Origin of the sequence: Streptomyces sp. NPDC101776 (assembly GCF_044766845.1) — a bacterium.
Taxonomy (GTDB): Bacteria; Actinomycetota; Actinomycetes; order Streptomycetales; family Streptomycetaceae; genus Streptomyces.
Genome location: NZ_JBIWMV010000008.1, coordinates 121,268 through 146,594, shown reverse-complemented (window position 1 = coordinate 146,594; position 25,327 = coordinate 121,268). Strand labels below are relative to the sequence as shown.

General features: G+C 68.0%; 21 protein-coding genes and 1 pseudogene. 18 read left to right on the top strand and 4 right to left on the bottom strand.

Translation table 11 applies throughout. From position 1 onward, the window contains the following. Nucleotides 1-299: 299 nt before the first annotated feature. From ACIRRY_RS25265 to ACIRRY_RS25180, 18 genes are all read left to right on the top strand, one after another. Nucleotides 300-626: a WhiB family transcriptional regulator gene (locus ACIRRY_RS25265; protein WP_403976615.1), complete on the top strand. Its 327-nt coding sequence runs from the start codon at nucleotides 300-302 to the stop codon at nucleotides 624-626. After that, nucleotides 619-1,308 (top strand): hypothetical protein, encoded by a 690-nt coding sequence (locus ACIRRY_RS25260; RefSeq protein WP_403976613.1) that lies wholly within the window; start codon nucleotides 619-621, stop codon nucleotides 1,306-1,308. The genes ACIRRY_RS25265 and ACIRRY_RS25260 overlap by 8 nt, the downstream gene beginning before the upstream one ends. Before the next feature lie 26 nt (nucleotides 1,309-1,334). Then, on the top strand, nucleotides 1,335-1,550 hold the full coding sequence (locus ACIRRY_RS25255; protein WP_403976992.1) for a hypothetical protein: 216 nt from the start codon (nucleotides 1,335-1,337) through the stop codon (nucleotides 1,548-1,550). Nucleotides 1,551-1,706: 156 nt separating this feature from the next. Continuing rightward, the gene (locus ACIRRY_RS25250) at nucleotides 1,707-2,261 is read left to right on the top strand and encodes a DUF1707 and DUF4190 domain-containing protein (protein WP_403976611.1); all 555 of its coding nucleotides are present in this window, start codon (nucleotides 1,707-1,709) and stop codon (nucleotides 2,259-2,261) included. 551 nt (nucleotides 2,262-2,812) lie between these two features. Continuing rightward, entirely contained in the window at nucleotides 2,813-3,184 is a 372-nt protein-coding gene (gene rpsL / locus ACIRRY_RS25245) for a 30S ribosomal protein S12 (RefSeq protein ID WP_003948652.1), read from the top strand. Nucleotides 3,185-3,187: 3 nt separating this feature from the next. Beyond that, entirely contained in the window at nucleotides 3,188-3,658 is a 471-nt protein-coding gene (rpsG, locus tag ACIRRY_RS25240; protein WP_005481264.1) for a 30S ribosomal protein S7, read from the top strand. A gap of 39 nt (nucleotides 3,659-3,697) precedes the next feature. Continuing rightward, a complete protein-coding gene (gene fusA / locus ACIRRY_RS25235) occupies nucleotides 3,698-5,827 on the top strand; it encodes an elongation factor G (RefSeq protein ID WP_403976609.1) in 2,130 nt (709 codons plus the stop codon). Nucleotides 5,828-5,970: 143 nt separating this feature from the next. Then, the gene (gene tuf, locus ACIRRY_RS25230) at nucleotides 5,971-7,164 is read left to right on the top strand and encodes an elongation factor Tu (protein WP_403976607.1); all 1,194 of its coding nucleotides are present in this window, start codon (nucleotides 5,971-5,973) and stop codon (nucleotides 7,162-7,164) included. A 168-nt stretch (nucleotides 7,165-7,332) separates the two neighbouring features. Further along, nucleotides 7,333-10,407, top strand: a complete 3,075-nt coding sequence (locus ACIRRY_RS25225; RefSeq protein ID WP_403976605.1) for a glycosyl hydrolase 115 family protein — start codon at nucleotides 7,333-7,335, stop codon at nucleotides 10,405-10,407. Between the two features lie 64 nt (nucleotides 10,408-10,471). Further along, nucleotides 10,472-10,834 (top strand): hypothetical protein, encoded by a 363-nt coding sequence (locus tag ACIRRY_RS25220; protein ID WP_403976603.1) that lies wholly within the window; start codon nucleotides 10,472-10,474, stop codon nucleotides 10,832-10,834. 164 nt (nucleotides 10,835-10,998) lie between these two features. Further along, nucleotides 10,999-13,014, top strand: a complete 2,016-nt coding sequence (locus ACIRRY_RS25215; RefSeq protein ID WP_403976601.1) for a hypothetical protein — start codon at nucleotides 10,999-11,001, stop codon at nucleotides 13,012-13,014. Nucleotides 13,015-13,292: 278 nt separating this feature from the next. After that, complete coding sequence (locus ACIRRY_RS25210; protein ID WP_403976599.1) at nucleotides 13,293-13,547, top strand: hypothetical protein; 255 nt, start codon at nucleotides 13,293-13,295, stop codon at nucleotides 13,545-13,547. Nucleotides 13,548-13,800: 253 nt separating this feature from the next. Continuing rightward, nucleotides 13,801-14,313 carry a hypothetical protein gene (locus tag ACIRRY_RS25205; RefSeq protein WP_403976597.1) on the top strand — a complete coding sequence of 171 codons (513 nt, stop codon included), beginning with the start codon at nucleotides 13,801-13,803 and terminating at the stop codon, nucleotides 14,311-14,313. Beyond that, a complete protein-coding gene (locus tag ACIRRY_RS25200) occupies nucleotides 14,313-15,911 on the top strand; it encodes a translation initiation factor IF-2 (protein ID WP_403976595.1) in 1,599 nt (532 codons plus the stop codon). Before ACIRRY_RS25205 ends, ACIRRY_RS25200 begins: the two co-directional genes overlap by 1 nt. Before the next feature lie 14 nt (nucleotides 15,912-15,925). Further along, on the top strand, nucleotides 15,926-17,188 hold the full coding sequence (gene mycP, locus ACIRRY_RS25195) for a type VII secretion-associated serine protease mycosin (protein WP_403976593.1): 1,263 nt from the start codon (nucleotides 15,926-15,928) through the stop codon (nucleotides 17,186-17,188). A 131-nt stretch (nucleotides 17,189-17,319) separates the two neighbouring features. Beyond that, complete coding sequence (locus tag ACIRRY_RS25190) at nucleotides 17,320-17,775, top strand: hypothetical protein (RefSeq protein WP_403976591.1); 456 nt, start codon at nucleotides 17,320-17,322, stop codon at nucleotides 17,773-17,775. Between the two features lie 24 nt (nucleotides 17,776-17,799). Then, nucleotides 17,800-20,082 (top strand): hypothetical protein, encoded by a 2,283-nt coding sequence (locus ACIRRY_RS25185; protein ID WP_403976589.1) that lies wholly within the window; start codon nucleotides 17,800-17,802, stop codon nucleotides 20,080-20,082. 2 nt (nucleotides 20,083-20,084) lie between these two features. Further along, nucleotides 20,085-20,816 (top strand): hypothetical protein, encoded by a 732-nt coding sequence (locus tag ACIRRY_RS25180; protein WP_403976587.1) that lies wholly within the window; start codon nucleotides 20,085-20,087, stop codon nucleotides 20,814-20,816. Here the strand turns inward: ACIRRY_RS25180 and ACIRRY_RS25175 are convergent. The 4 genes and pseudogenes from ACIRRY_RS25175 to ACIRRY_RS25160 all read right to left on the bottom strand — a co-directional run bounded on the left by ACIRRY_RS25175 (nucleotide 20,740) and on the right by ACIRRY_RS25160 (nucleotide 25,164). Continuing rightward, a pseudogene (locus ACIRRY_RS25175) lies at nucleotides 20,740-22,118 on the bottom strand (S41 family peptidase). The gene ACIRRY_RS25180 and the pseudogene ACIRRY_RS25175 overlap by 77 nt on opposite strands. 606 nt (nucleotides 22,119-22,724) lie before the next feature. Beyond that, nucleotides 22,725-23,771: a cytochrome P450 gene (locus ACIRRY_RS25170; protein WP_403976585.1), complete on the bottom strand. Its 1,047-nt coding sequence runs from the start codon at nucleotides 23,769-23,771 to the stop codon at nucleotides 22,725-22,727. Between the two features lie 113 nt (nucleotides 23,772-23,884). Further along, nucleotides 23,885-23,965, bottom strand: a complete 81-nt coding sequence (locus ACIRRY_RS25165; protein ID WP_362982842.1) for a tryptorubin family RiPP precursor — start codon at nucleotides 23,963-23,965, stop codon at nucleotides 23,885-23,887. Between the two features lie 359 nt (nucleotides 23,966-24,324). Next, on the bottom strand, nucleotides 24,325-25,164 hold the full coding sequence (locus ACIRRY_RS25160) for a helix-turn-helix domain-containing protein (protein WP_403976583.1): 840 nt from the start codon (nucleotides 25,162-25,164) through the stop codon (nucleotides 24,325-24,327). Between the last annotated feature and the right edge of the window lie 163 nt (nucleotides 25,165-25,327).

Genomic DNA, 25,327 nt, shown 5'->3' with positions numbered 1-25,327 from the left:
ATGGCAGCGAGTTTAGCTTGCTTGCGCGCAAGGAATTACGTGCTCGCGTGCAAGCACTGGAAAAAACGGCCCCAATTAAGGGGAGGTTCGGTGGAGATAGGGGTGTGATCGCCGGTTTCGTGACACGTGGTCGTCGCTCCTGTGAGGCGAGTGACCAAAGTTTACGTTGCGAGCGCGCGCGCAATCTGTAAACCTGGACGACCTGGACGGCACGTGCCAGACGCTCGTGCCAGATCCATGTCGTACCCATGGCACACCCATGTCGCACCCGTGCCGGCCCCGACCCATTGGGAGGCCCTATGTCCACCGACTCGTGCTCACCACCCCGCCCCCACGACAAACGCGCCGGCTGGCAGACCGCCGCCGCCTGTGCCGGGCTCCCGCCCAAGGCCGTCTTCTCCAAGAAGGTCAAGGAGGCCGCCCCGGTCCTGCGGGCCTGTGCCCGCTGCACGGTACGGCGGGACTGCGAGCGGATCGTCGCCCCGGCCGACAACTGGTTCGACGGCGTCTGCGGCGGCCGCCTCTACCGCTCCGGCCGCCCGGTCGAGATCCCCGCGCACCTCCTTCCGGCCGCCCTGACGGCGCTTCCCGCACTGCCCGCCGCGCGGGGAGGCTCCCTTGCCTGACCCGAGCCCGGTGCCCGACCCGAGTCCGGCGTCCACCGCGACGGACCCGACCGCGCACGCCGCCCTCTGGATCGGCACGCTGCTCCAGCAGTTCCCCGAACTGGCCGTCGAACTCGCCCCCGGCCGCACCGCGCCGGCCCACCGCGCCCCCGCCCCGCCGCCCCCGCCCGACCTCGCCGACCGGCTCCGCGAGGAGCGCGCGGAGGCGCTCCTCCTGGAGCAGCGGCACGGACTCGTCGCCCCCGGCCACGGCGCGGCCCCGCTGCGCCTGCACATCTCCGACACGATCCGGGACATCACGGACGGCGTCGTAGAACTGGAGGAGGCCGTGCGGGAGCGGCTCGGGCTGGGGCGGGCGCGGCGGGCGTCCGTGCCCGAGCGGTTGCGGCGGATCGCGGGGCTGCTCGACGAGGTCGCCGGCGACGCCGTACTCGCGGCGCATGTACGGGACGAGACGCGGCGGATGGCGCGGCGGTGCGCCCGCGCGCTGGGGGACGCGGAGACCGTCGTACGGGTGGCGGGCCGTTGCCCCTGGTGCGACTCGGTGTCGCTGCGGGCCTTCCCGGACCGGGGCGCGGTGCTCTGTGTGAACCCGGCCTGCCGTTGCGCGGAACCCGACTGCGGCTGCCACGACGACCCGGCCTACCGGCACACCTGGGACGAGGGGGAGTGGAGCCGATGAACACACCGACGATGACGACACCGAAGATGACGACACCGGCGAGGACGACACCGACGAGGACCGGACCGCCGACCCTGATCCCCGGACCGCTCGCCGCGCGGGAGGCCGGGGTCGCGCCCGCCACCATCCGCAAGTGGGTCCAACTCGGCCGGCTCCGGGCGGCCGGCAGGGCGGGCCGCGCCCAGCTGTTCCGCCTGGAGGACGTGTTCGCGGCGGAGCGCACCGCCCGCCGCACCCGCTGACACCGGTCACCCCGTTCCCCTCTGTTCTGTTCTGCAGGGGGGCGGGGTGGCAGTCCTCTTTCGGTATCGATCGGCATCGGTGGGGAACCGGTGCCGTTTTCGGTGCGTTGGAGCATCATGGAGGCATTCGGTCTCCGGCGCCGGGGGAGGTGTTCCGTGTCGTACCCGACACCGTGGCAGGGGCAGTGGCCGCACCAGCCGTCGCCGGGACAGGGCGGGGGCTCCATGCTGGCCGCGACGGCCGACCGGGAGCGGGCCGTGGACGTGCTCCGCGCGGGCTACGCCGAGGGCCGGCTGCGGGAGGACGAGCTGGAGAAGCGGGTCGCCCGGGCCTACGACGCCCGCACGGTGGGCGAGTTGATGCTGCTGGTCGCCGATCTGCCCCAGGGTCCGCAGACGGCCCCGGCCGTCCAGGGACCGCCGATGGGTTTCCGGCCGGTGCCGCCGACGTTCCTGCCGTCCCCGGTGCAGCGGACCAACGGCAAGGCGGTCGGCGCGCTGGTCTGCGGCCTGCTGACCGTGCCGACGCTCGGACTCACCGGCATCCCCGCTGTGGTCCTCGGTCACACCGCCCGCGCGGAGCTGCGGCGGACCGAGGAGGCCGGCGAGGGGATGGCGCTCACCGGACTGGTCTTCGGCTGGCTCTCCATCGGGGGCTGGGCGCTGCTGATCCTGCTGGGACTGATAGCGGCCTCCGCGTCGTCCGGCTGAGGGTCCCGTGCCGTCCGGCTGAGGGCTCCGCGTCCCCCGGCCGAAGGCTCCGTGCCGTCCGGGGGAGGGTCCCGTGCCGGTCCGGCCGAGGGTCCACTGCCGTCCGGCTGAGGGTCCCGTGCCGTCCGGCAGAGTGTCCCGGCCGTCCGGCCGAGGGTCCCGAGCTGTCCAGCAGAGGTCTCCGCGATCCCCGGCCGAGGGCTCCGAGCTCTCCGGCCGTCGGCTCCGAGCCGTCCGGCCGACCGCTCCGGGCCGTAGATTCGAAGATCGCGGAGGGGGTGCGGCTTCGGCATGTTCCGTGCCGAGCCGTGGGTGACACCCATTTGTTTTGACCGCAGCGAATGCGGTAGGTAGGCTCCTACCTTGTGCCTGGGGTGTGCCCTGGCTCCCGTGCGTGCCTTGAACCGCACTAAGGGAGCCGACACCGGCCACCGCGATCCGCGCCCCTTTTGCTTACCGGCGAAAGTCTGCAGGATCCGACACACCCGACCGCGTGGGTCGGCGACGTTCCAGGTTAGCTACACCATCGGCACACAGAAACCGGAGAAGTAGTGCCTACGATCCAGCAGCTGGTCCGGAAGGGCCGGCAGGACAAGGTCGAGAAGAACAAGACGCCCGCACTCGAGGGTTCGCCCCAGCGTCGCGGCGTCTGCACGCGTGTGTTCACGACCACCCCGAAGAAGCCGAACTCGGCCCTGCGTAAGGTCGCGCGTGTGCGTCTGACCAGCGGGATCGAAGTCACCGCTTACATTCCGGGTGAGGGACACAACCTGCAGGAGCACTCCATCGTGCTCGTGCGTGGCGGTCGTGTGAAGGACCTGCCCGGTGTTCGCTACAAGATCATCCGCGGTTCGCTTGACACCCAGGGTGTCAAGAACCGCAAGCAGGCCCGCAGCCGCTACGGCGCCAAGAAGGAGAAGTAGAAAATGCCTCGTAAGGGCCCCGCCCCGAAGCGCCCGGTCATCATCGACCCGGTCTACGGTTCTCCTCTTGTCACCTCCCTGATCAACAAGGTGCTGCTGAACGGCAAGCGCTCCACCGCCGAGCGCATCGTGTACGGCGCCATGGAGGGCCTGCGCGAGAAGACCAGCAACGACCCGGTCATCACGCTCAAGCGCGCGCTGGAGAACATCAAGCCCACGCTCGAGGTCAAGTCCCGCCGTGTCGGTGGTGCGACGTACCAGGTTCCGATCGAGGTCAAGCCCGGTCGCGCCAACACGCTCGCGCTGCGCTGGCTGGTCGGTTACTCCCGCGCCCGTCGCGAGAAGACCATGACCGAGCGTCTGCTCAACGAGCTTCTGGACGCTTCGAACGGCCTCGGTGCGGCCGTCAAGAAGCGCGAGGACACCCACAAGATGGCCGAGTCCAACAAGGCCTTCGCGCACTACCGCTGGTAGTCGCAGCCCACATCGAGACCGAGAGAAGACCGAAGCCTTATGGCTACCACTTCACTTGACCTGGCCAAGGTCCGCAACATCGGGATCATGGCTCACATCGACGCGGGTAAGACGACCACCACAGAGCGGATCCTCTTCTACACCGGCGTCAGCTACAAGATCGGTGAGGTCCACGACGGCGCTGCCACCATGGACTGGATGGAGCAGGAGCAGGAGCGTGGCATCACGATCACCTCTGCTGCCACCACCTGTCACTGGCCGCTCGAGGACGACGACTACACGATCAACATCATCGACACCCCCGGGCACGTCGACTTCACCGTCGAGGTGGAGCGTTCGCTCCGCGTCCTCGACGGCGCCGTCACGGTGTTCGACGGTGTCGCGGGTGTCGAGCCGCAGTCCGAGACGGTGTGGCGGCAGGCCGACCGTTACGGCGTGCCGCGCATCTGCTTCGTCAACAAGCTCGACCGGACCGGCGCGGAGTTCCACCGCTGCGTCGACATGATCCAGGACCGCCTCGGTGCGGTCCCGCTGATCATGCAGCTTCCGATCGGTGCCGAGATGGACTTCAAGGGCGTTGTGGACCTGGTCCGCATGAAGGCGCTCGTGTGGTCCGCCGAGGCCGCCAAGGGCGAGATGTACGACGTCGTCGACATCCCGGCCACGCACGCCGAGGCTGCCGAGGAGTACCGCGGCAAGCTCGTCGAGGCCGTCGCGGAGAACGACGACGAGATCATGGAGCTGTTCCTGGAGGGCCAGGAGCCCACCGAGGAGCAGCTGTACGCCGCGATCCGTCGCGTCACCATCGCGTCCGGCAAGTCCAACGGCATCACGGTCACCCCGGTGTTCTGTGGCACCGCGTTCAAGAACAAGGGCGTCCAGCCCCTGCTCGACGCGGTCGTGCGCTACCTGCCGACCCCCCTGGACGTCGAGGCCATCGAAGGCCACGACGTCAAGGACCCTGAGGTCGTCGTCAAGCGCAAGCCGTCCGTGGACGAGCCGCTGTCCGCGCTCGCGTTCAAGATCATGAGCGACCCGCACCTGGGCAAGCTCACCTTCGTCCGGGTTTACTCGGGCCGCCTGGAGACCGGCACCGCGGTGCTGAACTCCGTCAAGGGCAAGAAGGAGCGCATCGGCAAGATCTACCGCATGCACGCGAACAAGCGTGAGGAGATCGACGCGGTGGGCGCCGGCGACATCGTCGCGGTCATGGGCCTGAAGCAGACCACCACCGGTGAGACGCTGTGCGACGAGAAGAACCCGGTGATCCTGGAGTCCATGGACTTCCCGGCGCCGGTCATTCAGGTCGCCATCGAGCCCAAGTCCAAGGGTGACCAGGAGAAGCTGGGTATTGCCATCCAGCGTCTCGCGGAGGAGGACCCCTCCTTCCACGTTCACTCGGACGAGGAGACCGGCCAGACCATCCTCGGCGGTATGGGCGAGCTGCACCTCGAGGTGCTGGTCGACCGTATGAAGCGCGAGTTCAAGGTCGAGGCCAACGTCGGCAAGCCGCAGGTCGCCTACCGTGAGACGATCCGCAAGGCCGTCGAGCGCGTGGACTACACCCACAAGAAGCAGACCGGTGGTACCGGTCAGTTCGCCAAGGTGCAGATCGCGATCGAGCCGATCACCGAGTCCGACGGCCCGGCGTACGAGTTCGTGAACAAGGTCACCGGTGGCCGTATCCCGCGGGAGTACATCCCGTCGGTGGACGCCGGTGCGCAGGAGGCCATGCAGTTCGGCATCCTCGCCGGGTACGAGATGACGGGCGTCCGCATCACGCTGCTCGACGGTGCCTACCACGAGGTCGACTCCTCCGAGCTGGCGTTCAAGATCGCCGGATCGCAGGCCTTCAAGGAGGCCGCGCGCAAGGCGTCCCCCGTGCTCCTCGAACCGATGATGGCCGTCGAGGTCACCACGCCCGAGGACTACATGGGTGAGGTCATCGGCGACATCAACTCCCGCCGTGGTCAGATCCAGGCCATGGAGGAGCGTGCCGGTGCGCGCGTCGTGAAGGGCCTCGTGCCCCTCTCGGAGATGTTCGGCTACGTCGGCGACCTCCGCAGCAAGACCTCGGGTCGCGCAAGCTACTCGATGCAGTTCGACTCCTACGCCGAGGTTCCCAGGAACGTCGCCGAGGAGATCATCGCGAAGGCCAAGGGCGAGTAACACACACCGTTTACACGCTTTAGGCTTGACACCGACCGCCGGGGCTCACCCGGGAGGGCAGAGCCCGGCGGGCGGCATCCCAGCAAAGATCACCTGGCGCCGATGAGTAAGGCGTACCAGAACCACTCCGCAGGAGGACCCCAGTGGCGAAGGCAAAGTTCGAGCGGACTAAGCCGCACGTCAACATCGGCACCATCGGTCACATCGACCACGGTAAGACGACCCTCACGGCCGCCATTACCAAGGTGCTGCACGACAAGTACCCCGACCTGAACGAGGCCTCGGCCTTCGACCAGATCGACAAGGCTCCTGAGGAGCGCCAGCGCGGTATCACCATCTCGATCGCGCACGTCGAGTACCAGACGGAGGGCCGTCACTACGCCCACGTCGACTGCCCGGGTCACGCGGACTACATCAAGAACATGATCACGGGTGCGGCGCAGATGGACGGCGCCATCCTCGTGGTCGCGGCCACCGACGGCCCGATGCCGCAGACCAAGGAGCACGTGCTCCTGGCCCGCCAGGTCGGCGTTCCGTACATCGTCGTCGCCCTGAACAAGGCCGACATGGTGGACGACGAGGAGATCCTGGAGCTCGTCGAGCTCGAGGTCCGTGAGCTCCTCTCCGAGTACGAGTTCCCGGGCGACGACCTGCCGGTCGTCAAGGTCTCGGCGCTCAAGGCGCTCGAGGGCGACAAGGAGTGGGGCCAGACGGTCCTCGACCTGATGGCCGCCGTCGACGAGGCGATCCCGACCCCCGAGCGTGACGTCGACAAGCCGTTCCTCATGCCCGTCGAGGACGTCTTCACGATCACCGGTCGCGGTACGGTCGTCACCGGCCGTATCGAGCGTGGTGTCCTGAAGGTCAACGAGACCGTTGACATCATCGGCATCAAGCAGGAGAAGACCACCACCACGGTCACCGGCATCGAGATGTTCCGCAAGCTGCTCGACGAGGGCCAGGCGGGCGAGAACGTCGGCCTCCTCCTCCGTGGCATCAAGCGCGAGGACGTCGAGCGCGGCCAGGTCATCATCAAGCCCGGCTCGGTCACCCCGCACACGGAGTTCGAGGCCCAGGCGTACATCCTGTCCAAGGACGAGGGTGGCCGTCACACGCCGTTCTTCAACAACTACCGTCCCCAGTTCTACTTCCGCACCACGGACGTGACCGGCGTCGTGACCCTCCCCGAGGGCACCGAGATGGTCATGCCGGGCGACAACACTGAGATGACGGTTACGCTCATCCAGCCCGTCGCCATGGAAGAGGGCCTGAAGTTCGCCATCCGTGAGGGTGGCCGCACGGTGGGCGCCGGCCAGGTCATCAAGATCAACAAGTAGTTCTGATCTGATCTGGTAGCAGTTTCCAGAGGGGCCCGTACGACTTCGGTCGTACGGGCCCCTCTGCTGTTACGAAAGTATTCGGCGCGTACGACCCGTTGTCCCCTCCCTCCACCCGTCCCACCATTTGTCATGCCGCTGACCAAATTAGGTGTGGAGGGGTGTGCCATGTCTGCGTCCGTCAGTCGAAGAGCCGTTCTGGGTGCGGGACTTGCCGCGGTGCCGGTGCTGTCGTCGGGGGTCCCGGGGAACCTGGACACGGGTGCGTACATCGCCTTCTCGCGTACGGCGGGTGCCTTCCCCCTCGTCGGCGCCCCGGTCGTGGTGGACCCCGACGATCACCCCGGAGTCGTGCGGGTGGCAGAGGACCTGAGGGCCGACATCGAACGCGTCACCGGCGTACGCCCCGGAAGTGCGGTGGCCCGCACGGCGGTTCTGGTCGGCACGATCGGCCGCAGCGCGCTGATCGACGGCCTGGTGGCCGCCGGGAAACTGGACGTGTCCGGGGTGCGAGGCAAGTGGGAGACCTCGCTGCAGACGGTGGTCGAGCGGCCGATGCCCGGGCTGGAGCGGGCGTTCGTCGTCGCGGGGAGCGACCCGCGCGGCACGATCTTCGGTGCGTACGACGTGTCGTACGGCATCGGGGTCTCGCCCTGGCACTGGTGGGACGACGTGCCGCCGGTCCATCGCGACGAGGTGTGGGTGCGGCCGGGGCGGTACTCGCAGGGCACGCCGGTGGTGAAGTACCGCGGCTTCTTCGTCAACGACGAGAACCCGGCGCTGGGGACCTGGGCGCCGGCGTACTTCGGGCCGGGCAAGGCGGCGGGCTATCCGGGCGGCTTCACCGCGGACTTCTACGGCAGGGTCTTCGAGGTGCTGCTGCGACTGAAGGGGAACTACCTTTGGCCGGCGGTGTGGGGGCGGGCGTTCGCGGAGGACGACCCGGAGAACCATCGGCGGGCTTCGGACTTCGGAGTTGTCATGGGCACGTCTCATGAGGCACCGATGATGCGGGGCATCGAGGAGTGGAACCGGCATGCCGTGGCCGCCGTCCGGGACTCCTCCGGCGCGATCGTGACGCCCGGACACGATCCGTACGGCGGGACGGGCGAGTGGTCGTACCGGCTCAACTCCCCGGCGATCCGGGCCTATTGGCGGGCCGGCGTGCAACGCATGGTCGACCAGGGCTTCGAGGGCGTCGTCACGCTCGGCATGCGCGGCAACGGCGACACGAGCCTCCCGGACGGTGACGGGGTCGAGTTGATGCGGGAGATCATCGCGGCGCAGCGGCAGATCATCGAGGAGGTGACGGGCCGGCCGGCGGCCGAGACTCCGCAGGTGTGGACGTTGTACAAGGAGGTACAGCGGTACTGGGAGCGGGGGTTGAGGGCGCCGGAGGATGTCACGGTCGTCCTGACGGACGACAACTGGGGGAACGTCCGCAAGCATCCGGACCCCGCTGAGCCTGGGCGCGTCGGGGGCTACGGCCTGTACTACCACTTCGACTATGTGGGCGCCGGGCGCAACTACAAGTGGGTGGACACGGCGAACCTGCGGAACGTGTGGGAGCAGCTCCACGCGGCGCACGCGTACGGGAACCGCGGCCTGTGGGTGGCGAACGTAGGTGATCTCAAAGGGAACGAGCTGCCGACCGAGTTCTTCCTCAACTACGCCTGGAATCCGGAGGATTGGGATCTCGGGCGGCTCGGTGAGTGGGAACGGCGGTATGCGCGGCAGAACTTCGGGGTGTCCTCTGTGGAGGCCCGCGCGATCTCCGAAGTCCTGGCGGAATACGGGCAGTTGCAGGCCTGCCGCAAGCCGGAGTTGCTGAACCGGCGGATCACCCTCGTCGACGGCCAGGTGGTCTACGACGACCAGCGGACGCCGTTCGCCTTCGGACACCGGGAGTTGGAGCGGGTCACGGAGGAGTGGCGGGAGCTGGCGCGGCGGGCCGAGCGGATCGAGCGGCGGCTGCCGGGTGGCGGGGTGCGGGACGCGTGGTTCGAGCTTGTCGGGTACGAGGTGCTGGCCACCGCCAACCTGTACGCGCTGCGGTGGGCCGAGTTCACGAACCTGCTCTACGCGGCGCAGGGCCGGGCCGCGACGAACGACCTCGCGGACGCGGCGGAGGCGGCCCTGGCGCGGGACTTCGCACTGGCCGAGCGCTTCAACTCGGCGGTGGCGGGCGGGAAGTGGGCCGGTTTCCAGACCCAGCCGCACATCGACTACGGGGATGTGGAGCGGTACGGGCCCAATGCCGGGTGGCAGCAACCGGAGCGGGACAACGTGGCGTTGGCGGATGTGCTGTTTCCGGCGGTGCGGCGGATTGGGGTGGGGGAGGGGCAGGGGGAGGGGGCCGAGTTGGGGGTGGCGGTGGATGGTGCTTCGGAGCTGGGGGCGTGGTGGCCTGGGGGTGCGGCGGGGGTGGCGGCCGTGCTGCCTGCGTTCAGTCCGTATCAGACGCGGCCGCAGCAGTTCGTCGAGGTGTTCAACCGGGGGCGTACGGCCTTCGAGTACCGGGTGGAGACGTCGGTGCCGTGGTTGGTGGTGGAGCGGTCGCGGGGGCGGGTCGAGCGGCAGGTGCGGGTGGAGGTGGGGGTCAACTGGGCGCGGGTGCCGGGTGGTTCGAGTACGCGGGGGGAGTTGACCGTGCATGGGGCCGGGGAGTCGGTCACTGTCGAGTGCGTGGCGGAGAGCCCGTCGGTTCGGCGGTTGCGGGGGTTCGTTGAGGCGGGCGGGTATGTGGCGATAGACGGGGAGCACTACGACCGGGCGGTCGGTGGGTGGCGTCGTATCGAGGGCATCGGGCGGACGGGGGCGGGGATGACGCCGTGGCCCGTGACGCTGCCCAGGCAGACGCCGGGTGGGGCGGGTTCGCCGCGGTTGGAGTACGAGGTGAGTTTGTTGGCGGCGGGTGAGGTGACGGTGTGGGCGTATCTGTCCCCTCGTAACCCTGCGTTGCCGACGGGCGGGCTGCGCTACGGCGTCTCCCTCGACGACGGGCCGATCGCGACCGTCGACATCAACGCCGGTGCGGATGACGGGCTGTTGAACGCGGTGTGGGCGCGGAACACCTCCGACAACGTCAACGCGACGGCGACGAAACACTCCGTGACGAAGGCCGGGGTCCACCGGTTGAGGTTCTGGATGGTGGACCCGACGGTGGTGCTGCAGCGGCTCGTGATCGACACGGGGGGTCTGCCGGCGCTGTACCTGGGGCCGTTGGAGAGTCGGCGGGTGTAGCGGAGGGGTCTCAGTGGGTGTGCCGGGCGGGCCGAGTGGGCTGCGTGTGTCGGATGTGTCGGGCGTGCCGAGTGCGGTGGGTGTCTCGGCGCCGAGGAGGGATCTGGCTTCCTCGCCGGGTGAGAAGCGGGCTGCGGCGCGGGCGATCGAGGACCGTATCGAGCCCGACACGCGTGCGGCGGGGCGGTGGGCGGACGAGGAGAACGGCGCCGCTGTACGGGAGTTCGCCGCGCGGGACGGGGAGGGCTGGGTCACTTCGGGGGCGCTGAAGAAGGCGCACGGGACGTGGGCGGACCAGGTGAAGAACCTGATGGACCGGCTGGGCGCGGAGAGGGACGCGTTGCGGAGTGGGAACGCGGTGCTGACGAGTACGGATCTGGCGGTGGGGTCGAGGTTGCGGGAGCAGTCGTCGTTGGACACGTACTGAGGGCGTGGGGGCGTGGGCCATGGCGGCGTGGGCGCATGGGGGGGGGTGGGTGGTGGTGGGTTAGTGGATTCACCGGATTCACCGGATTCGACAGAGTCACCGGAGTTCTTGGATTCACCGGAGTTATTGGGGCAACTGGGCGCATGCCGACGTATCACGAGATCATGACCACCGACCTCGCCGCGCTGGTCACGGCCGCCGAGCGCTGGGACGGCATGGGGGGCGAGTTCGAGAAGCAGGAGGCGGCGTACCGGCGGGATGTGCACGGCATCTCCATGGGCACGTCGTGGACCGGGCTGAGCGCCGACGCGGCGAGCGCCCGCTTCGACGTCACGCTCAAGGAGTTCCAGTACGCGCAGACGGAGGCGAAGGGCATCGCGTCGTTGCTGCGGGACGCGCACGAGCGGTTCGTGGAGTTGCGGGGCCGGGTGGTGGCGGCGCGGGGGGAAGCGGTCCGGGCGGGCATGAGCGTCTCGGAGCAGGGGGTGGTGAGCCCGGGCCCGGATCAGCCGGACACCCCCGCGGGTCCGCATGCCGCGCAGCCGTGGCAGGACCGGATCACCAAGGCGGTGCGCGAGGTGACGGACGCGGACACGGGCGTCCGGGTCGCGCTGGCGGGGGTGGTGATCGACTCCGAACTGCTGGCCGGCGGGCGGGGCTTCAACGGCAGGGCGATGGGTGACGTCGAACAGTACGAGGCGGAGGAGACGGAGGGGTATCTGCGGAAGCTGGGCAGGGGTGGCCGGCTGACGGGACCTCAACTCGCCGAACTGGAGCGGTCGTTCCGTGACAACAGCGAGGACGAGGGGTTCTCGCGGATGGTCCTGGACGACCTCGGCCCCACCGGCACGCTCAAGCTCACGAACGAGCTGAACGACCGCATCCATGTCCAGGGCGGTGCGGGTGCCGGTACGTACTCGGCGATCGAGACGGGCCTGGCGAACTCACTCGCCACGGCGACGAAGCACACGAAGTCGGACTGGTACCGGAAGTGGCGCATGGGCATGCGGCACGCGGGCTTGCAGCACTTCGCCACGGACGCGCAGGGTCTCCACCTCGACAAGGCGGTCGGCTACCAGTCGTTGGTCACGCTGATGCAGAAGGGCCACGGGTATGCGCCGGGGATGGTCGAGGATCTCACCGGCGACATGATCGCGGCGGAGAAGAGGCAACCGGGGATCTGGCGGGTGAAGGGTACGCACGCCGGGGCGCGTGACGGTTGGTTCGCCAACGACCCCGTGGACGGCATGCTCGGCATCATGAGCCGGGACCCTGCGGAGGCCGCGCGCTATCTCCATTCCGACGCCCACATGAAATACCTCATGAACGACCGCGACTGGAATGTCACCCTCAACGATGAGGGGGTTTCGAAGGGCGGTCACTATGTGCCTCGGTCGGACGCGGACGATCGGGCGGGATTCGGGGCGGCGTTGCAGGCTGCGGCGACCGGGATCGATCCTGCGGATCCGGGTGGGGTGCGGGTGAGGGACCGGGCGACGAACGATGCGGTGTTCAGGTCGGCGCTGACGTCTTTGGCGGACCAGGGAGATGAGTTTCCGCCGTCGTTGCGGAAGCCGATGGCGAACATTCTGGTCAATCATGGGGGGACTGTGCACGCGGCGATGAGTGAGGTCGATGTCGGCAGTTCTCCACTGGATCAGCATCGGCTTTTCGAGGTCGCCAAGCAGGTGTCCAAGGACGAGGGTGCGTATGGGGTGTTGAACGGTGGGATGAACCAGGCGATGGTGTCGGCCATTCACGACGACCACTCGAACTCGGGCGATTCACTGAGCGCGGCGGGGCGGACCGTGGGGTTCCTGGAGGAGGCGCGGGTACAGGCTGCGGGGGACCCCAAGGTCGCGGAGTTCGGAGCCAAGCCGCTCGTTGACAAGGCGATCAGTTATATCCCTGTGGTTAGCGGCGATGTGCAGACGGGGTTTGACTATGTGACGGATCAGTGGCTGGCGGATGAGCAGCGGAGACTGGACAGCAAGCAGGCGGACGACAATGTCCAGGCGTATACCAAGAGGAATGGTCAACTGATGGCACTCGCCAATGAATGGGGAAGGGTGCATCCGCAAGATGGTGGCGTGCATCTCGATCCGCAGGCGGAGATTAGCCGATCAGCTGAGGACGGCATGGACCGTGCGACCGGGATGTCTGGGGAGCGATCCAAGTGAAGGCGTGCTTTATCGGCCTTGTGTGCCCGATCCTGTTCCTCTCATCCGCCTTTGTTGTGTCCTGCGGTAGGGCCTCGGACAGAGAGGTTCCAGGTGTGATCTGCGGGACGCGTATCGCTCCCAATCTTGCACGTCCGCTTGTGACGTCTACCGAGGACTGGCATGAGTACGATCGCGTTGACCGAGCCAAGGCGATCACTGCCCCTTGCTTGGTGCTGTCCGGACGAGAGGTAGTGCTTGGCTTCCGCTTCTCGTGGCGCGACAGCGAGACAGACCTTATGTATCTGGCTAAGGACACAGGATCGGTCTCGCGTGTCAGGGAACCTCGCGGCATCGACTCCGCCTACAAGACAATCGTCGGCACCGACGGAGCCATCTCGATCGCCAAATGCAAGACCAAAGGCGGCAACTACTTCACCCTCACCTTCCAGGTCCCCCGGATCAACCTGATGGACCACACCCACCGCAAGGACATCGAGAAGTTCATGCGTGCCTACTTCCCGGCGACCCTCAAGACGCTGGGATGCAAGTGAGGGCAAGAGGCCCACGGGTCTGAGTACTCGTGCCCCGAGCGCTTCACCCGGAGGTTCGACACCGGCTTCGCGATTCTTCAGGTGGGGCCTCCCCTTCACCGGAATCGTCCCGACTCCCAACTGAGGGCGGCCGGTTCTGATCGCTGCGCGCTACGCATCGAGTTCGGACTGTCACTGGGAGTAGCTAAGGTTGTGGTCGAGGCGCAGCCCCTCGACAGGAACGACGGACAGGTCAGGTACGGGGGAGGACAGTGTGCTGCCGAACGACAGTGGATCGGGAGCGACTTCGGGGTCGTCGTGGGCGTCGGGCATCTTCGACACGGTGCGGGGCGCCGCCGCGGACGTGGTCACCGAGTTCTCGTCCTTCACGGTGTTCCGGAAGCGCGTCGACCAGTTGATCCACGACCTGAAGGACTCGGACGCCGGCCCGGGCAGGGTCGGCCAAGAGCCACTCGTACGGCGGCAGTTCGGCGGCGGTGGCGGCCAATGGGCGGAGGCGGCCGGGCTGTTCACCGCGTACGAGACAGTCGTCGGCGAACTCGAAACACTCTCCAAGCTGCTCTCCGACTCGATGGAGGGCATGAACATCGCGGTCCTGGCCTCGCACAAGGGCTACCAAAACATCGACCTCGACGTCCGTGACCGTATGACCGCGATCAGCGCGGAGACGACGAAGTACTACGGCGGCACCTGCGCCCCGGACCCCCGGCTCCCGAAGAAACAACCCCCCACCACGACCGGGGCCGACGCGGGAGGCGCGATCTGATGTCCGCCACAACTCCCGGAACCGGCAGTACCTCCTTCGAGGACATGAGCCACGAGCGGATGCTCGCGTGGCTCGACCAGGCGAACTCGGGCACGGTGCGGTCAGCCGCCGACCGCCTGGCCGCGGCCGCCAAGGAGATCCGCAAGATCGGCGAGGAACTCAAGGTCCGCCCCCAGCACGTGGATTGGAAGGGCGAGGGAGCCGACGCCTTCCGCACGTGGGCCGGCGATCTGGCCAACTCCACCCTCCGCCTGGGCGACTTCAGCGACGACGCGGCGAAGTGGCTGGGCCAGGCGTCCAACGCGATCGCCCACGCCCAGGCTTCGATCCCGCGCGACACAAAGACCGCACGGTCGAACCCGAACGCGGCGACACCGGCCCACAACGCCCCGGAGACCACGCCCGTCAGCACCAACTCCACGACCGAACTCGCCGCCCTCACCGCGGCCAAGGAGAAGGTCCGCCAGGAAGCCGCGTCACAGATGCTCAAGCTGGGGCAGTCGTATCGACTGTCGGCGACGCAACTGGAGGGGTTGGAGCGGCCGACGTTTCCGCCGCCGCCGACGGAACTCCAACCGGCCGTCGTCAAACGGGACAAGAACGAAGTGGTCTCTGCTGGAGGCGGGGACAGCCGTACGTCGTCCACCGGTGGTACGACCGTAGCGTTTTCGCTTGCTGCGGCTCCTCCGATGGCGACGCGGGCCGCTGACGACACTGGACCGGCGGCCGGTGAAGCCCGCCTGCACACGACAGTTCAGCGACCCTCGCTCGAAGTACCGGACCAGGTGGGGGTGAAAGTCGACGGCGTTCACGTGCTCCCGCACCCGTCAGCGCTGCCGGCGAGTCCGGTCAGGTCGCCGGAGGAGGGCCGGACTGTCGGCAGCAGTTCGGGGTCCACCGGAGTGATGCCGCCCACGGTGTCGGGCGGCGTACGGAACCCGTCTTCGCTCCCCTGGGGAACGGGAACGGGAACGGGAACGGGAACGGGGCGCCCGGCGACCGGAGGACGTGCTGTTGCTCAGCCCGCGCGAGGGGCGGCAGGGACCGTGCGTCCGGTGACCGGTGGCCGGCCTGTGGGGCCGCTGGGACGAGAGACCGCGCAGCCGACTACCGGGCAGGTGTCCGGCAGCAGGGGCAGTAATGGCATCACCGGTGGTCGTCCCACGTCACAGGCGGCCGGATCCGCGACTGGTCGGCGTGCCGGTGGGTTGCCCCGCGGCACTGTCGTCGGTGGCGAGACAGCCGGTGCGGGTGGTGGTGCAGGCGGTACGAGCGGTACGACCGGGCCGAGGTCAGCTGGGGGTACGGGAGGCGTAGGCGCCGGACAGCGAGCGACGCCAGCTGGCCGTAGAGGCACCAGCGACGGTGTCATGGGCGGTCGCCCGCAGCCGCAGCAGCGTTCGGGGGCCCGGCCGAGCGGTTCCCGTCCGTCGACCTCGCGGCGGAACGGCGAGCAGGACAGACGGAACGGCGAGCAAGGCAAGAAGGCCGATGACCGGAGCGAGGAAGACGAGCCCGGGAAACCCACCGGCCGCTCGGACACCCAGCCCCGGCCACCGACTCTGTGGCCCCCGTCCCCTAGCACCCAGCCCCAGTGACCAAGAGGAAGCAGATGTCTGCCAGCACGTCGAGGCACTCCCGCCTGGGGAGTGCCGTCTCCGCAACAGTGGGCTTGTTGTTGGCGGGCATGGTGACCACGCCCGTGTACGCGGAGTCCGTCCGGGAGCGGGAGTGGCACCTCACCGCCATGAAGGCCGAACAGATCTGGCAGACCAGTACAGGCAAGGGCATCACCGTCGCGGTCATCGACACCGGAGTGAACGACAACCTGACCGACCTGAAGGGCCGGGTGCTCGCAGGCAAGGACGAGGCACCGGATTCACCCGGCGACGAGCACACGGACTACGACGGCCACGGAACCACCATGGCCCTCCTGATCGCCGGTACCGGCCAGGGAAACGGAGGCGAGGGCACCTTCGGACTCGCACCTGGCGCCAGGATCCTCCCCGTGCGTATGCCGGACAGGGGATGGGACGCCGGCAGGTACAGCAGGGAGTTCAGCCGGACCCTGAGCGGTGGGATCCGCTACGCGGCCGATTCAGGGGCACAGGTCATCAACATCTCGATGGGATCGTCCAAGGGGTCGGACCAGCTCTCGGCCGCCGTGAAGTACGCGCTTGACAAGGGGGCGCTCGTCTTCGCGGCGGTCGGAAACAGCGGCGCCGGCGGAAACCAGATCGAGTACCCCGCCGCCACCCCGGGCGTGGTCGGCGTGGGAGCGGTGGGCAGAGACCTGCACAAGACCGTCGAGTCAGAGTTCGGCGCACAGGTGGATCTCGCCGCCCCCGGCGCCGAGATGTACCACGCCTGCCCGAACGGCAAGGATCTCTGCCGCTCCCACGGCACCAGCGACGCCACGGCCATCGCCTCCGCCTCCGCCGCCCTGATCTGGTCCAGGCACCCGACCTGGACCAACAACCAGGTCCTCCGCGTCCTGCTCAACACCATCGGCGCCCCCACGGACGGCGCGAAGCGGAACGACTCGATCGGGTACGGCATCGTCCGGCCTCGTATCGCGCTTCAGAGCCCGGGTGATCCCGGCCCGGCCGGGCAGTACCCGCTTCCTGACCTTGCCGCTGCACCGGCCTCGGCGGCTCCAAGTGCGAGCGCTTCGGACTCCGGTGCGGCAGGTGCGTTGGTGAAGGAGGGCGGCCTTCCGGCCTCACCATCGCCTTCGGGATCGCCTTCGGGATCGCCTTCGGGTGACGGCGGCAGCGGTGTCCTCCGGGCAGGTCTGGCCGTTGGATTCCTGGTGGTGCTCGGCGCTGGTGCGGTGGTGCTCGCCGTACGTCGACGCAGGCGCGGGCATGCATGAGCAGCGGAGATTTGCAGCTTTGCGAGTGGCCAAGTCGTCGTCCTCGTTGGTAAGTCGAGGATCTAGTAAGAAGCTCTGTACTCGGCCGCAGCCGGCTGGGAGTCGCAGTGGATCTGGGAAGGTACGGGGAAATGGCCTGGGAAGAGTGGGAGCAGCTCAAGGCCGACGCGGCCCGGAGAGGCTCGGCGCACATGCAGCTCAACCAGCTCCCCGCGGACGGGGGCGGGACTACGGGCGATCTGGTGGTGCACCAGGACGACCTCGGGGCCGTAGGGCATGAGGCGTACATCCTTCATGACCAGTTGCGGCAGCGCGTGGACATCGCCGGGAGTGGGTCCGGCTCGACGACGCAGGCCGGTGAGGAGTTGAAGGGCAGCGGCTTCGCGATGGGCGCCGCCCTCGGGGCCACGGTCTCGGTGTGGACCTCGCAGGTCAAGTCGGTGCTTCAGGCTGTCGCGCACATTTCGAACCACCTGGACTACAGCAAGAAGCTGCACGCTCAGGATGACACGCACATCGCCGCCGAAATCCGCGGCCGGGACGGTTCCGCGATGTCCGTGTCCAGCCTCAACCGCTACTTCCACTGAGAGAACTGAGAGAGACGAACCGCCGTGCCACTCAAGTACACGGACCTGCTCGACGTCGATCTCGGGAAACTCGGCGCGGCCGTCGACGACTGGAAACAAGTGGTCGATGCCCTCAAGTCGCTGGACGAGGACGCCCGTTCGGGGATGAAGGCCAAGTCGGACTCGGCTCGCTGGGCCGGTGTGAACGCCGATGTGACCCGGGGGTTCGTCGACAGGACGACCAAGGAGTTCACCGATCTGCACACCGAGGCGAACAGCATCTACCAGGTCCTCGACGACGCGCACAGTGAACTCCTCGCGTTGCAGCGGGGGTTGAAGTCCTTGGTCGAGGAGGCGCGGGCGAAGAACTACACGATCACCGACAACGGGGACACCACGGTCACCGTCCACGAATGCGTCCCGCGGGACCGGACGCCGACGGCGAAGGCCGGTGGCAAGGCGGGGCAGGACTGGCAGTCGATCGCCGACCAGATCTCGGCGAAGGTCGGACGCGCCGACGATGTGGACCAGTCGGTGAAGGCCGCGCTCGCCCGGTCCCACGGCAACGACCTGCACGACGCAGGCCACGCGGACTACGACTCGCTCAACGAGGCGCAGGCCGCACGTGCGGTCGAGCTCGCCAAGAAGGGCGAGCACATGAGCAACGCCGAGTTGAAGGAATTCGACCGGCTGATGAAGTACAACGGCACGGAAAAGGGCGGGGAGTTCGCGACCGACTTCTACAAGACCCTCGGCCCGGAGAAGACGCTGGAGTTCTACGGCTCCATGGCGCTCGACGGCACAGCCGGTGACAACAAGGTCCGTCTGGCCCTGACCAAGGACCTCCAGCGGTCCATGGGTCTGGCACTGGCCAACGCCACCGACCCGGACCACAAGTACCACGTGCCCGCGAGATGGGGCGACCAGCTGCGCAGGCTCGGCGGCCAGCGTCTGCGGCTCGAGAACGCCGGGCTCAACCAGCCGTACGGATACCAGGTTCTCGGCGGTCTGCTGCGGTACGGGAACTACGACGCGGCCTTCATCAATCCCATCGCCGGACACATCGTCCAACTGCACCACCAGAACCCCAATCTGTTCACCCTGAACAGGCCCCTGACGGGCGGGTTCGACGCCGATTTCGGCTACAACCCCTCGGGGAAGGTCGGAACAGGGTACGACCCGCTGACCAGCGTCCTCGAAGCGCTGGGGCACAGTCCGGAAGCCTCAAAGGCGTTCTTCGCCGACGACAGTCCGAAGGTGTACAACGCCGACGGCAGCGAACACAAAGGCGCGAAGCTCGGCTACACCTACTTCGACGAGCTGACGGACAAGAAGTTCCAGTGGCCGATGGACGGCTCGGGTGTGCCGTCGAAGGCCTACGGGGTGGACGCCCTGGGCCACGCGCTGGAGTCCGCGACGCTCGGGCACGCGTACGACGACCCGACACCGACGCTGGTTCGCGACGAGGACTCGGCCAAGATCATGAAAAAGGTCGTGCACACCTACGGCAACGATCCCAAGCTCGTCCAACAGCAGGCAATCCTCTCCGACAGCCTCGGGCGGATGGGGGCGGGCTATGTCGACGACCTGAACTGGGGACTGGACGAGAACCGCAAGGACAGCACCTTCGCGCCACGGTCGGGGATCGGCGGTCACGCCAAGTTCGGTCAGAGCGACACCATCAGTTTTCTCAGCACCCTCGGACAACATCCCGACGCCTACGCGGAGGTTTCCTCCGCGGGACGGGTGTACACCACAAGCGTGCTCGAAGCGCAGGTGGGAGCCGACGGCTCCATCAACGAGCCGCGCGTACGCGATGCGACCCGCAGCGGCGCGGAGATCCAGGGACTCCTGGACCAGTCACGGGCGGACCAGCTGAAGGCCGGGCAACTCGTGGCGGACAAGGAGTACAACGACGCGCTCGCGAAGCGCAACGGCTGGGTCGAGTTCGGCACCGGGGCAACCGTCGCGGCCGGTGTGGCCTTCCTGCCCGAGGTCGCCGCGGCCGGCGTCGTGGCAACGGCGATCCCTGTAATGACCGAAACGGGACAGGGCATGTTGGAGCAGCAGATCGGCAATGTCATCGGGGACTGGACCGACGCGAAACAGCAGGACAGCAGCGAGGACATCCAGGCTCAGCGCAAGGCGATCTTCACGGCCGGGCAGGCGAACGCCGAAAAGCCGGCCAGGACCTTCCTGACTCACCACAACATCAGTCAGGGAGACACCGGCTTTGGGCAGGACCTTGAGGAAGCCTGGATCAGTGGTTACCACAGCGGCAGCTTCCGCGAGGACCAACGGGGGCAGCTGCCCCAAACGGGAGAATGACGATGCTCAGCAACAGGCCCGTGCGGCACTTGGCCGCCACCGCGGCGACCGTCGCCGCCCTGGCCGCTTCTCTCACGGCCTGCGACAGCAATGAGCCAGCAGAGAAGCCGACGACCCAGGCTGTGTCGTCGAATCTGTGCGGAGCACAGCTCTCGACAGGCGCCAGGAAAGCACTCCTGTACGTGCTCGGGAGCAAGAAGTTCACGACCAGCGAATCCACTGCAGCCCTTGGCAAGACCGCTCGGGCGCTCGTCTCCGGCTATCAGGAGAAAGGGCCCGACGACTCCGCCACAGCGGAGGAATACCAACTGTGCACGGCCTACGCGCCCGCGGCCGACTTTGGTGTCGAGCTGTCCTTCTACCTCAGCAAAACAGTTCCCGCGCCCACCCCCCTCTTGCCGAAGTTCACCCAGTACGAGATGGGCGAACTGGCCCTCTCCAGGCCGCTGAACGCGTTTCTCTACATGAAGTGCTCCAGTGGCTCCTTCAGTTCGGACGGCGACAGCCTGTTGATCCGCGGGGAGCTGACGAACCCTCTGGCAGTGAACAGCGATGACGACACCTTGCGGGAAAAGAACATGAACGTCCTGCACGCGGTCTCTCTTGCGATGGCCAAGGAACTCGGTTGCAAGGGCGACGCTGGTCTGCCGGCGCGATTCAGTGCCCGGTTCGCAGTACAGCCACGGCCCGATCGAACCCCGAGTCCCGCCCCGCCGCGAACTCCTCTTTCGTGAAGACCGGCATCGTCACCTGTGGCGGAATCCCCATGCCGTCGAACGTCCGGCCCGAGTCGGTCAGGTACTCCTTGTTCGGGAGCCAGGCGGTCATGCCGTTGGGGAGTTCGCGTTCCATGACGTCGGAGAAGACGCCTTGCGTGGGCTGGCCGATGCGGACCGTGCGGCCGGGGCGGTCGGTGAGGGCCTGGGTGAAGGTCTCGCCCGCGCTCACCGTCGAGCCGCCGGTGAGGACGGCCACCGGGCCAGTGTAGTGCGGGGCGTGGGCGGGGAGTACCGGGATCGGCTCGGGGTGGGTGTGGCGGTTCGGGTCCGTCGGGCCGTTGCGGGCGCGCTTGGTGTACGCGACCTACGGCGTGTCCGTGAGGCGGGACGCGATGTGGATGCCGAGGGTGTCGGAGCCGCCGCCGTTGATGCGCAGGTCGATGATCAGGCCGTGCAGGTGGCGTGACCGTCGCGGTGTGAGGACGGTGTTCAACGCCCGGTCCAGCTCGACCAGTTGGGCCGCGTACGACACCTTCTCGTCGGGCAGGTAGCCGCCGAAGCCGGAGATGCGGAGATAGCCGAGACGGCCGCCCGGCAGGTCCGCGTAGGTGATACGGCCGTTGGCGAAGTCCCGGAGGTACGGGGCCTTCGCCAGATCCCGCGCCTCGATGAACTTCTTGACCTTCGCGTCCAGTTCCTCGCCGGGCACCTCGGTGCCGGGGCGGCCCTCGGCGAACACGCGGTCGCCGTCCTGGACCGCGACGTGGGCGTCGTAGAGCGGACGCACCATCCTGCTGAAGAGGTCGAACAGTTCCGTCCTCGTCGTGCTCGCGTGTACCAGCGGGCGGTACTGGGCCCGCACCGATCGCCAGTCGATGCCCTTGGCCGCGAAGAACGGGTAGTTCTCCTCGTAGGACTGCCAGAAGATGTCGAAGGAGGTCAGCGGGTCCATCGGGGAGGGGTGGGTGCAGGTGGTCGGCAAGGTGGAGACGCGGACCAGCTTGCGGTGGCCCATCGCGCTGGCCGCGCCGAGTGTGGCGTGGTCGCGGTCCCGGCCCAGCCGTACGGTCAGGACGTCGCCGCCCGCCGTGTAGGTCCCCAGGCCCGTCCGCCGGGCGGTGTCGCCCTTGAGGCAGCTCACGGCGGTGGTCTGGTACTCCTGGTACGTCCCCCGTGGGTGAGGGCGACGACCGTGCCGTAGCCGTCCATGCGCCAGCAGCCGTCGGCGGTGTGATCGGTGCCGGCGGCGGACGCGGCCGGGGCGGCGATGCTCGCGGCGAGGGTCAGGGCGATGACGGTGGCGGTGGCGGTACGCACGTTCTGTTCTCCCCGTGGTGCGGCGGTTCGACCTGCATGACCTGCATGACCTGCATGACCCGCATGACCTGCGTGTCTCACAACCCTGACCGACCGGTCACCGCCCCGGCCATCCGGTACACCCGCGCATCAGGGTGAGAAAAACCCCCGAGTGGGGGTCGGCGGTCATCGCGACCGCGGAAGTGTCGAGCTCCAGGTGATGCCGATGGACTTCTCCGACGGCGCGGCTGCGGCGGTCGTCGGCGCTTCCGGGTCGGTCGCACGGTGGGCGCCGACCAGGTCACCAAGATCAACAAGTGGTCTTGGCTGATCCGACCGGTCTCTGACCGGAAGGTCTCGAAGGGGCCCGTACGACTTCGGTCGACGCTGTTGGCGAATCCTGTCAGCGGGCCCGGGCGACCCTGTACAGCTGAGAAAGCGTGACACTCTCGCGAGAAGTGTCACGCTTTTTCGGAAGGGTGCCCCGGTCGCACCGGATTCGCCAACAGCATCGACTTCGGTCGTACGGGCCCCTTTGCTGTCCCTGGGGTGCTGATCCGAAGATATTGGTCGGCTGGCTTCGCCACCCCAAGCCCCTCGTCGTAGCCAGCGTTGACGCCCCCGGTGTCACGAACGCTGTGTCAGCCGTACGTTCTCGACGCCGAGCAGGCCGAGCAGCGGCACCTTGCCGACGCGCTGCTTCCGGTCCACATCCAGGCCGGACTTGCGGACGAGGTCGAGCAGCAACTCGGCCAGCGGCATCACCATGTGCCGCCCCCAGCAGCGCTCGGAGGAGTGGCCGAAGGGCAGATAGCCGGGAGTGGTGTCCGGATCGAGGTCGTTCCAGCGTTCCGGGCGGAAGCGTTCCGGGGCGTCCCAGAGGGCGGGATCCCGGTGGAAGAGGAGGGGCAGCACCAGAACGTCGTCGCCCTCGCCTATCCGGCCGTCGATGGCCGGATACTCGGGAGACGCGTTGCGCAGGATGTTCCAAGACGGCGGGAGCAGCCGCAGGGACTCGTGGATGATGTGCCGGTTCGGCATGCCGTCCTCGAAGGGGTGGCCGAGCCACAGGGCGTTCGCCACCAGAGTGGATACCGTGAAGCACACGGGAGCGGCGGCGCGCCGGTAGATTCCCATCGCGTAGCGGCGGTTCTGGTAACCGACTGCCTCGGCCGCGCGGGCGGCAAGGCCCGTGAGGTGGGGCGCGGGGCGGGGCCAGCCCGGCAGGGCGGCTCCGGCGGCTATGACGGACCAGGTGAGTTTCGGGGTGAGTTCGAGGTTACGGCTCATCAGTATCCGCAGCCGGTACGGATCGCCGCAGAGGATCAGGTCGCGCAGGAAGAGGTGCCCGGTCAGCGGCCAGGAACCCGACAGGTCCACGCCCTCGGGAAGCGGCCCGGCGAGCGCCGTACGAACGTCATCGCCGACGGTCCTGGTGACCGCCGAAGCCTCAGTCCTGGAGATGGAGCGTCCGTGCAGCGGTTTGAACGTGGGCCGCTCCGTTTCCTTGGCGCGACGCGCGGCCAGAACGCGGTCGGCGACCTCGGGGCCGGCCACCCCGACGGTGTCCGGCTCCAGCCGGAACACGTCCTGGCCGGGATGGTCGCGCAGCAGGGCGGCCAGACGCGGGGCGAACTCGGTGACGCGCTCTCTCGGCTCGGACGAGAGGGACATGGGCGCTCCGGGGCTGTCGGCGGGAAGACATCGTTGTCCCACGCCTTGCGGGGTCGCCGGGTGTGGGACAACGATGTCGGAAGGAATGTCCGGCCAGGATGGGCGGGTCGGGCTCAGTACCAGAGGTACCAGGCACTCGCCTTCAGGCTCTTGCGAGCGGCGACCTTGTTGCGGACGGCGAAGAGAAGCTTCATCACAGCACCTCCTTTCGGCAGGCGAACGAATCACCGGAACGGCGGAACCCTTCCCTGGCGAGGCCATGGCCAATCCGCATGGCGGTCAACTCCTGTCCAGATAAGACGAGTTGACATCCGGAGAGCTGGCGGCCGTCTCCGCGCCGGGAACATCGCGGTCGACAGCACCAGCGATTCGGTCAGCACCCGTTGAATCCAACCGGCGTCCTCCAGGGAGGTGTCGGCCCCTGCTGCACGAAGAGCTGGAAACCCACGCCGTCACCCAGGACCTGCGGCGTCTTCCCGGACCCCGACTCGATCACGGCGGTCAGATCAGCTCTGTCTGGAAGGCGCTTGACGACTATAGGTCTGCTGGTCGGTCAGAGGTCGGGTCGGCAGTCGCGGCAACGGCCGGGGCCGGGCGCGCGGAAGGCTCGCTCGCAGCCTTCGCAGTTCTGGAGTGGGTGCAGTACGGCTCGTGGTGACGGCGGGGCCTGGAACGCTGGTGGGGGCGGGAGTTGGGCCGTCAGACGGTGGGCCAGGAGGGCGGCGGGGCGGCGTACGCCCTCGGGGGGCAGGTCGGCTGTCAGTGCGTGGCGTACGGCTGTGGGGGTGACGTCCCGTTCCAGCCAGGCCGCGACACCGGGGGCCAGGTGGGCCGTGTCGCAGGCCGACAGGAGGAGGTCGGGGGCGTGCCGACGTAGGTCCGTGAGGAGGTCCGTGGCCTGCTGGATGAGGGCGGGGGCCGGGTACGCCGGGCGCGGTACGGCGGGGAGGGGCTTGCGGGGTGTGCGTTTCTTCGGTGCCGTCGAGGTGTGCGCGGGGGCCGGGTCTCTACGGCTGCTGCCGGGCTGGTTGCAGGAGATCGTGCGGGTGATGATGCGGCCGTCGGGGACGCGGTGGCGTTCGCGGCGCAGATAGCCGTGGGTCTCCAACTCCCGTAGTGCGGCGGCGATTCGGGTCCTGCCTTCGGGAAAGCGGGTCGCGAGGGTGTTGATGTCGGCGCGGGCTCCTGCGGGGAGGGACTGGATGTGGACGCCGAGTCCGATCGCGAGGGCCGACAGCTCCGGGTGCTGGGCGAGGTGGTTGCCGATCACCGTGAAGCGGGTGGTGTGGCGGGAGTTGTCGTGAGCCAACCCACCGGTCCGCCGGTTCGGGTGTTTGTCGGCGGTGTGCCGGGACTGGGCGCGCGGGGGCGCGCTAATGTCGTGCGTATCCATCGGGAAGCGATCTCTTCCTTGGTGGTCAGGCCCTCGCCTTGGGATTGCCGTCCCGGCGAGGGCCGTCGTATGTCTGCGGTTGTTGTGCGAAGCCTGTGTTGGTGCTGCGCTGAGCGTAGATCACGTAACCCGCTCGGAATCCAGCCCAGTTGATGATGTTCAC

What these genes read in the sequence shown, in the direction of transcription:
- fusA (WP_403976609.1), top strand. Translation starts at nt 3,698, where the DNA reads ATGGCTACCACTTCACTTGACCTGGCCAAGGTCCGCAACATCGGGATC.
- ACIRRY_RS25170 (WP_403976585.1), bottom strand. Translation starts at nt 23,771, where the DNA reads ATGTCCCTCTCGTCCGAGCCGAGAGAGCGCGTCACCGAGTTCGCCCCG.
- ACIRRY_RS25160 (WP_403976583.1), bottom strand. Translation starts at nt 25,164, where the DNA reads ATGGATACGCACGACATTAGCGCGCCCCCGCGCGCCCAGTCCCGGCAC.
- ACIRRY_RS25165 (WP_362982842.1), bottom strand. Translation starts at nt 23,965, where the DNA reads ATGAAGCTTCTCTTCGCCGTCCGCAACAAGGTCGCCGCTCGCAAGAGC.
- ACIRRY_RS25180 (WP_403976587.1), top strand. Translation starts at nt 20,085, where the DNA reads ATGCTCAGCAACAGGCCCGTGCGGCACTTGGCCGCCACCGCGGCGACC.
- rpsG (WP_005481264.1), top strand. Translation starts at nt 3,188, where the DNA reads ATGCCTCGTAAGGGCCCCGCCCCGAAGCGCCCGGTCATCATCGACCCG.
- ACIRRY_RS25265 (WP_403976615.1), top strand. Translation starts at nt 300, where the DNA reads ATGTCCACCGACTCGTGCTCACCACCCCGCCCCCACGACAAACGCGCC.
- ACIRRY_RS25215 (WP_403976601.1), top strand. Translation starts at nt 10,999, where the DNA reads ATGACCACCGACCTCGCCGCGCTGGTCACGGCCGCCGAGCGCTGGGAC.
- mycP (WP_403976593.1), top strand. Translation starts at nt 15,926, where the DNA reads ATGTCTGCCAGCACGTCGAGGCACTCCCGCCTGGGGAGTGCCGTCTCC.
- ACIRRY_RS25255 (WP_403976992.1), top strand. Translation starts at nt 1,335, where the DNA reads ATGACGACACCGGCGAGGACGACACCGACGAGGACCGGACCGCCGACC.
- ACIRRY_RS25210 (WP_403976599.1), top strand. Translation starts at nt 13,293, where the DNA reads ATGTATCTGGCTAAGGACACAGGATCGGTCTCGCGTGTCAGGGAACCT.
- ACIRRY_RS25190 (WP_403976591.1), top strand. Translation starts at nt 17,320, where the DNA reads ATGGCCTGGGAAGAGTGGGAGCAGCTCAAGGCCGACGCGGCCCGGAGA.
- ACIRRY_RS25225 (WP_403976605.1), top strand. Translation starts at nt 7,333, where the DNA reads ATGTCTGCGTCCGTCAGTCGAAGAGCCGTTCTGGGTGCGGGACTTGCC.
- ACIRRY_RS25200 (WP_403976595.1), top strand. Translation starts at nt 14,313, where the DNA reads ATGTCCGCCACAACTCCCGGAACCGGCAGTACCTCCTTCGAGGACATG.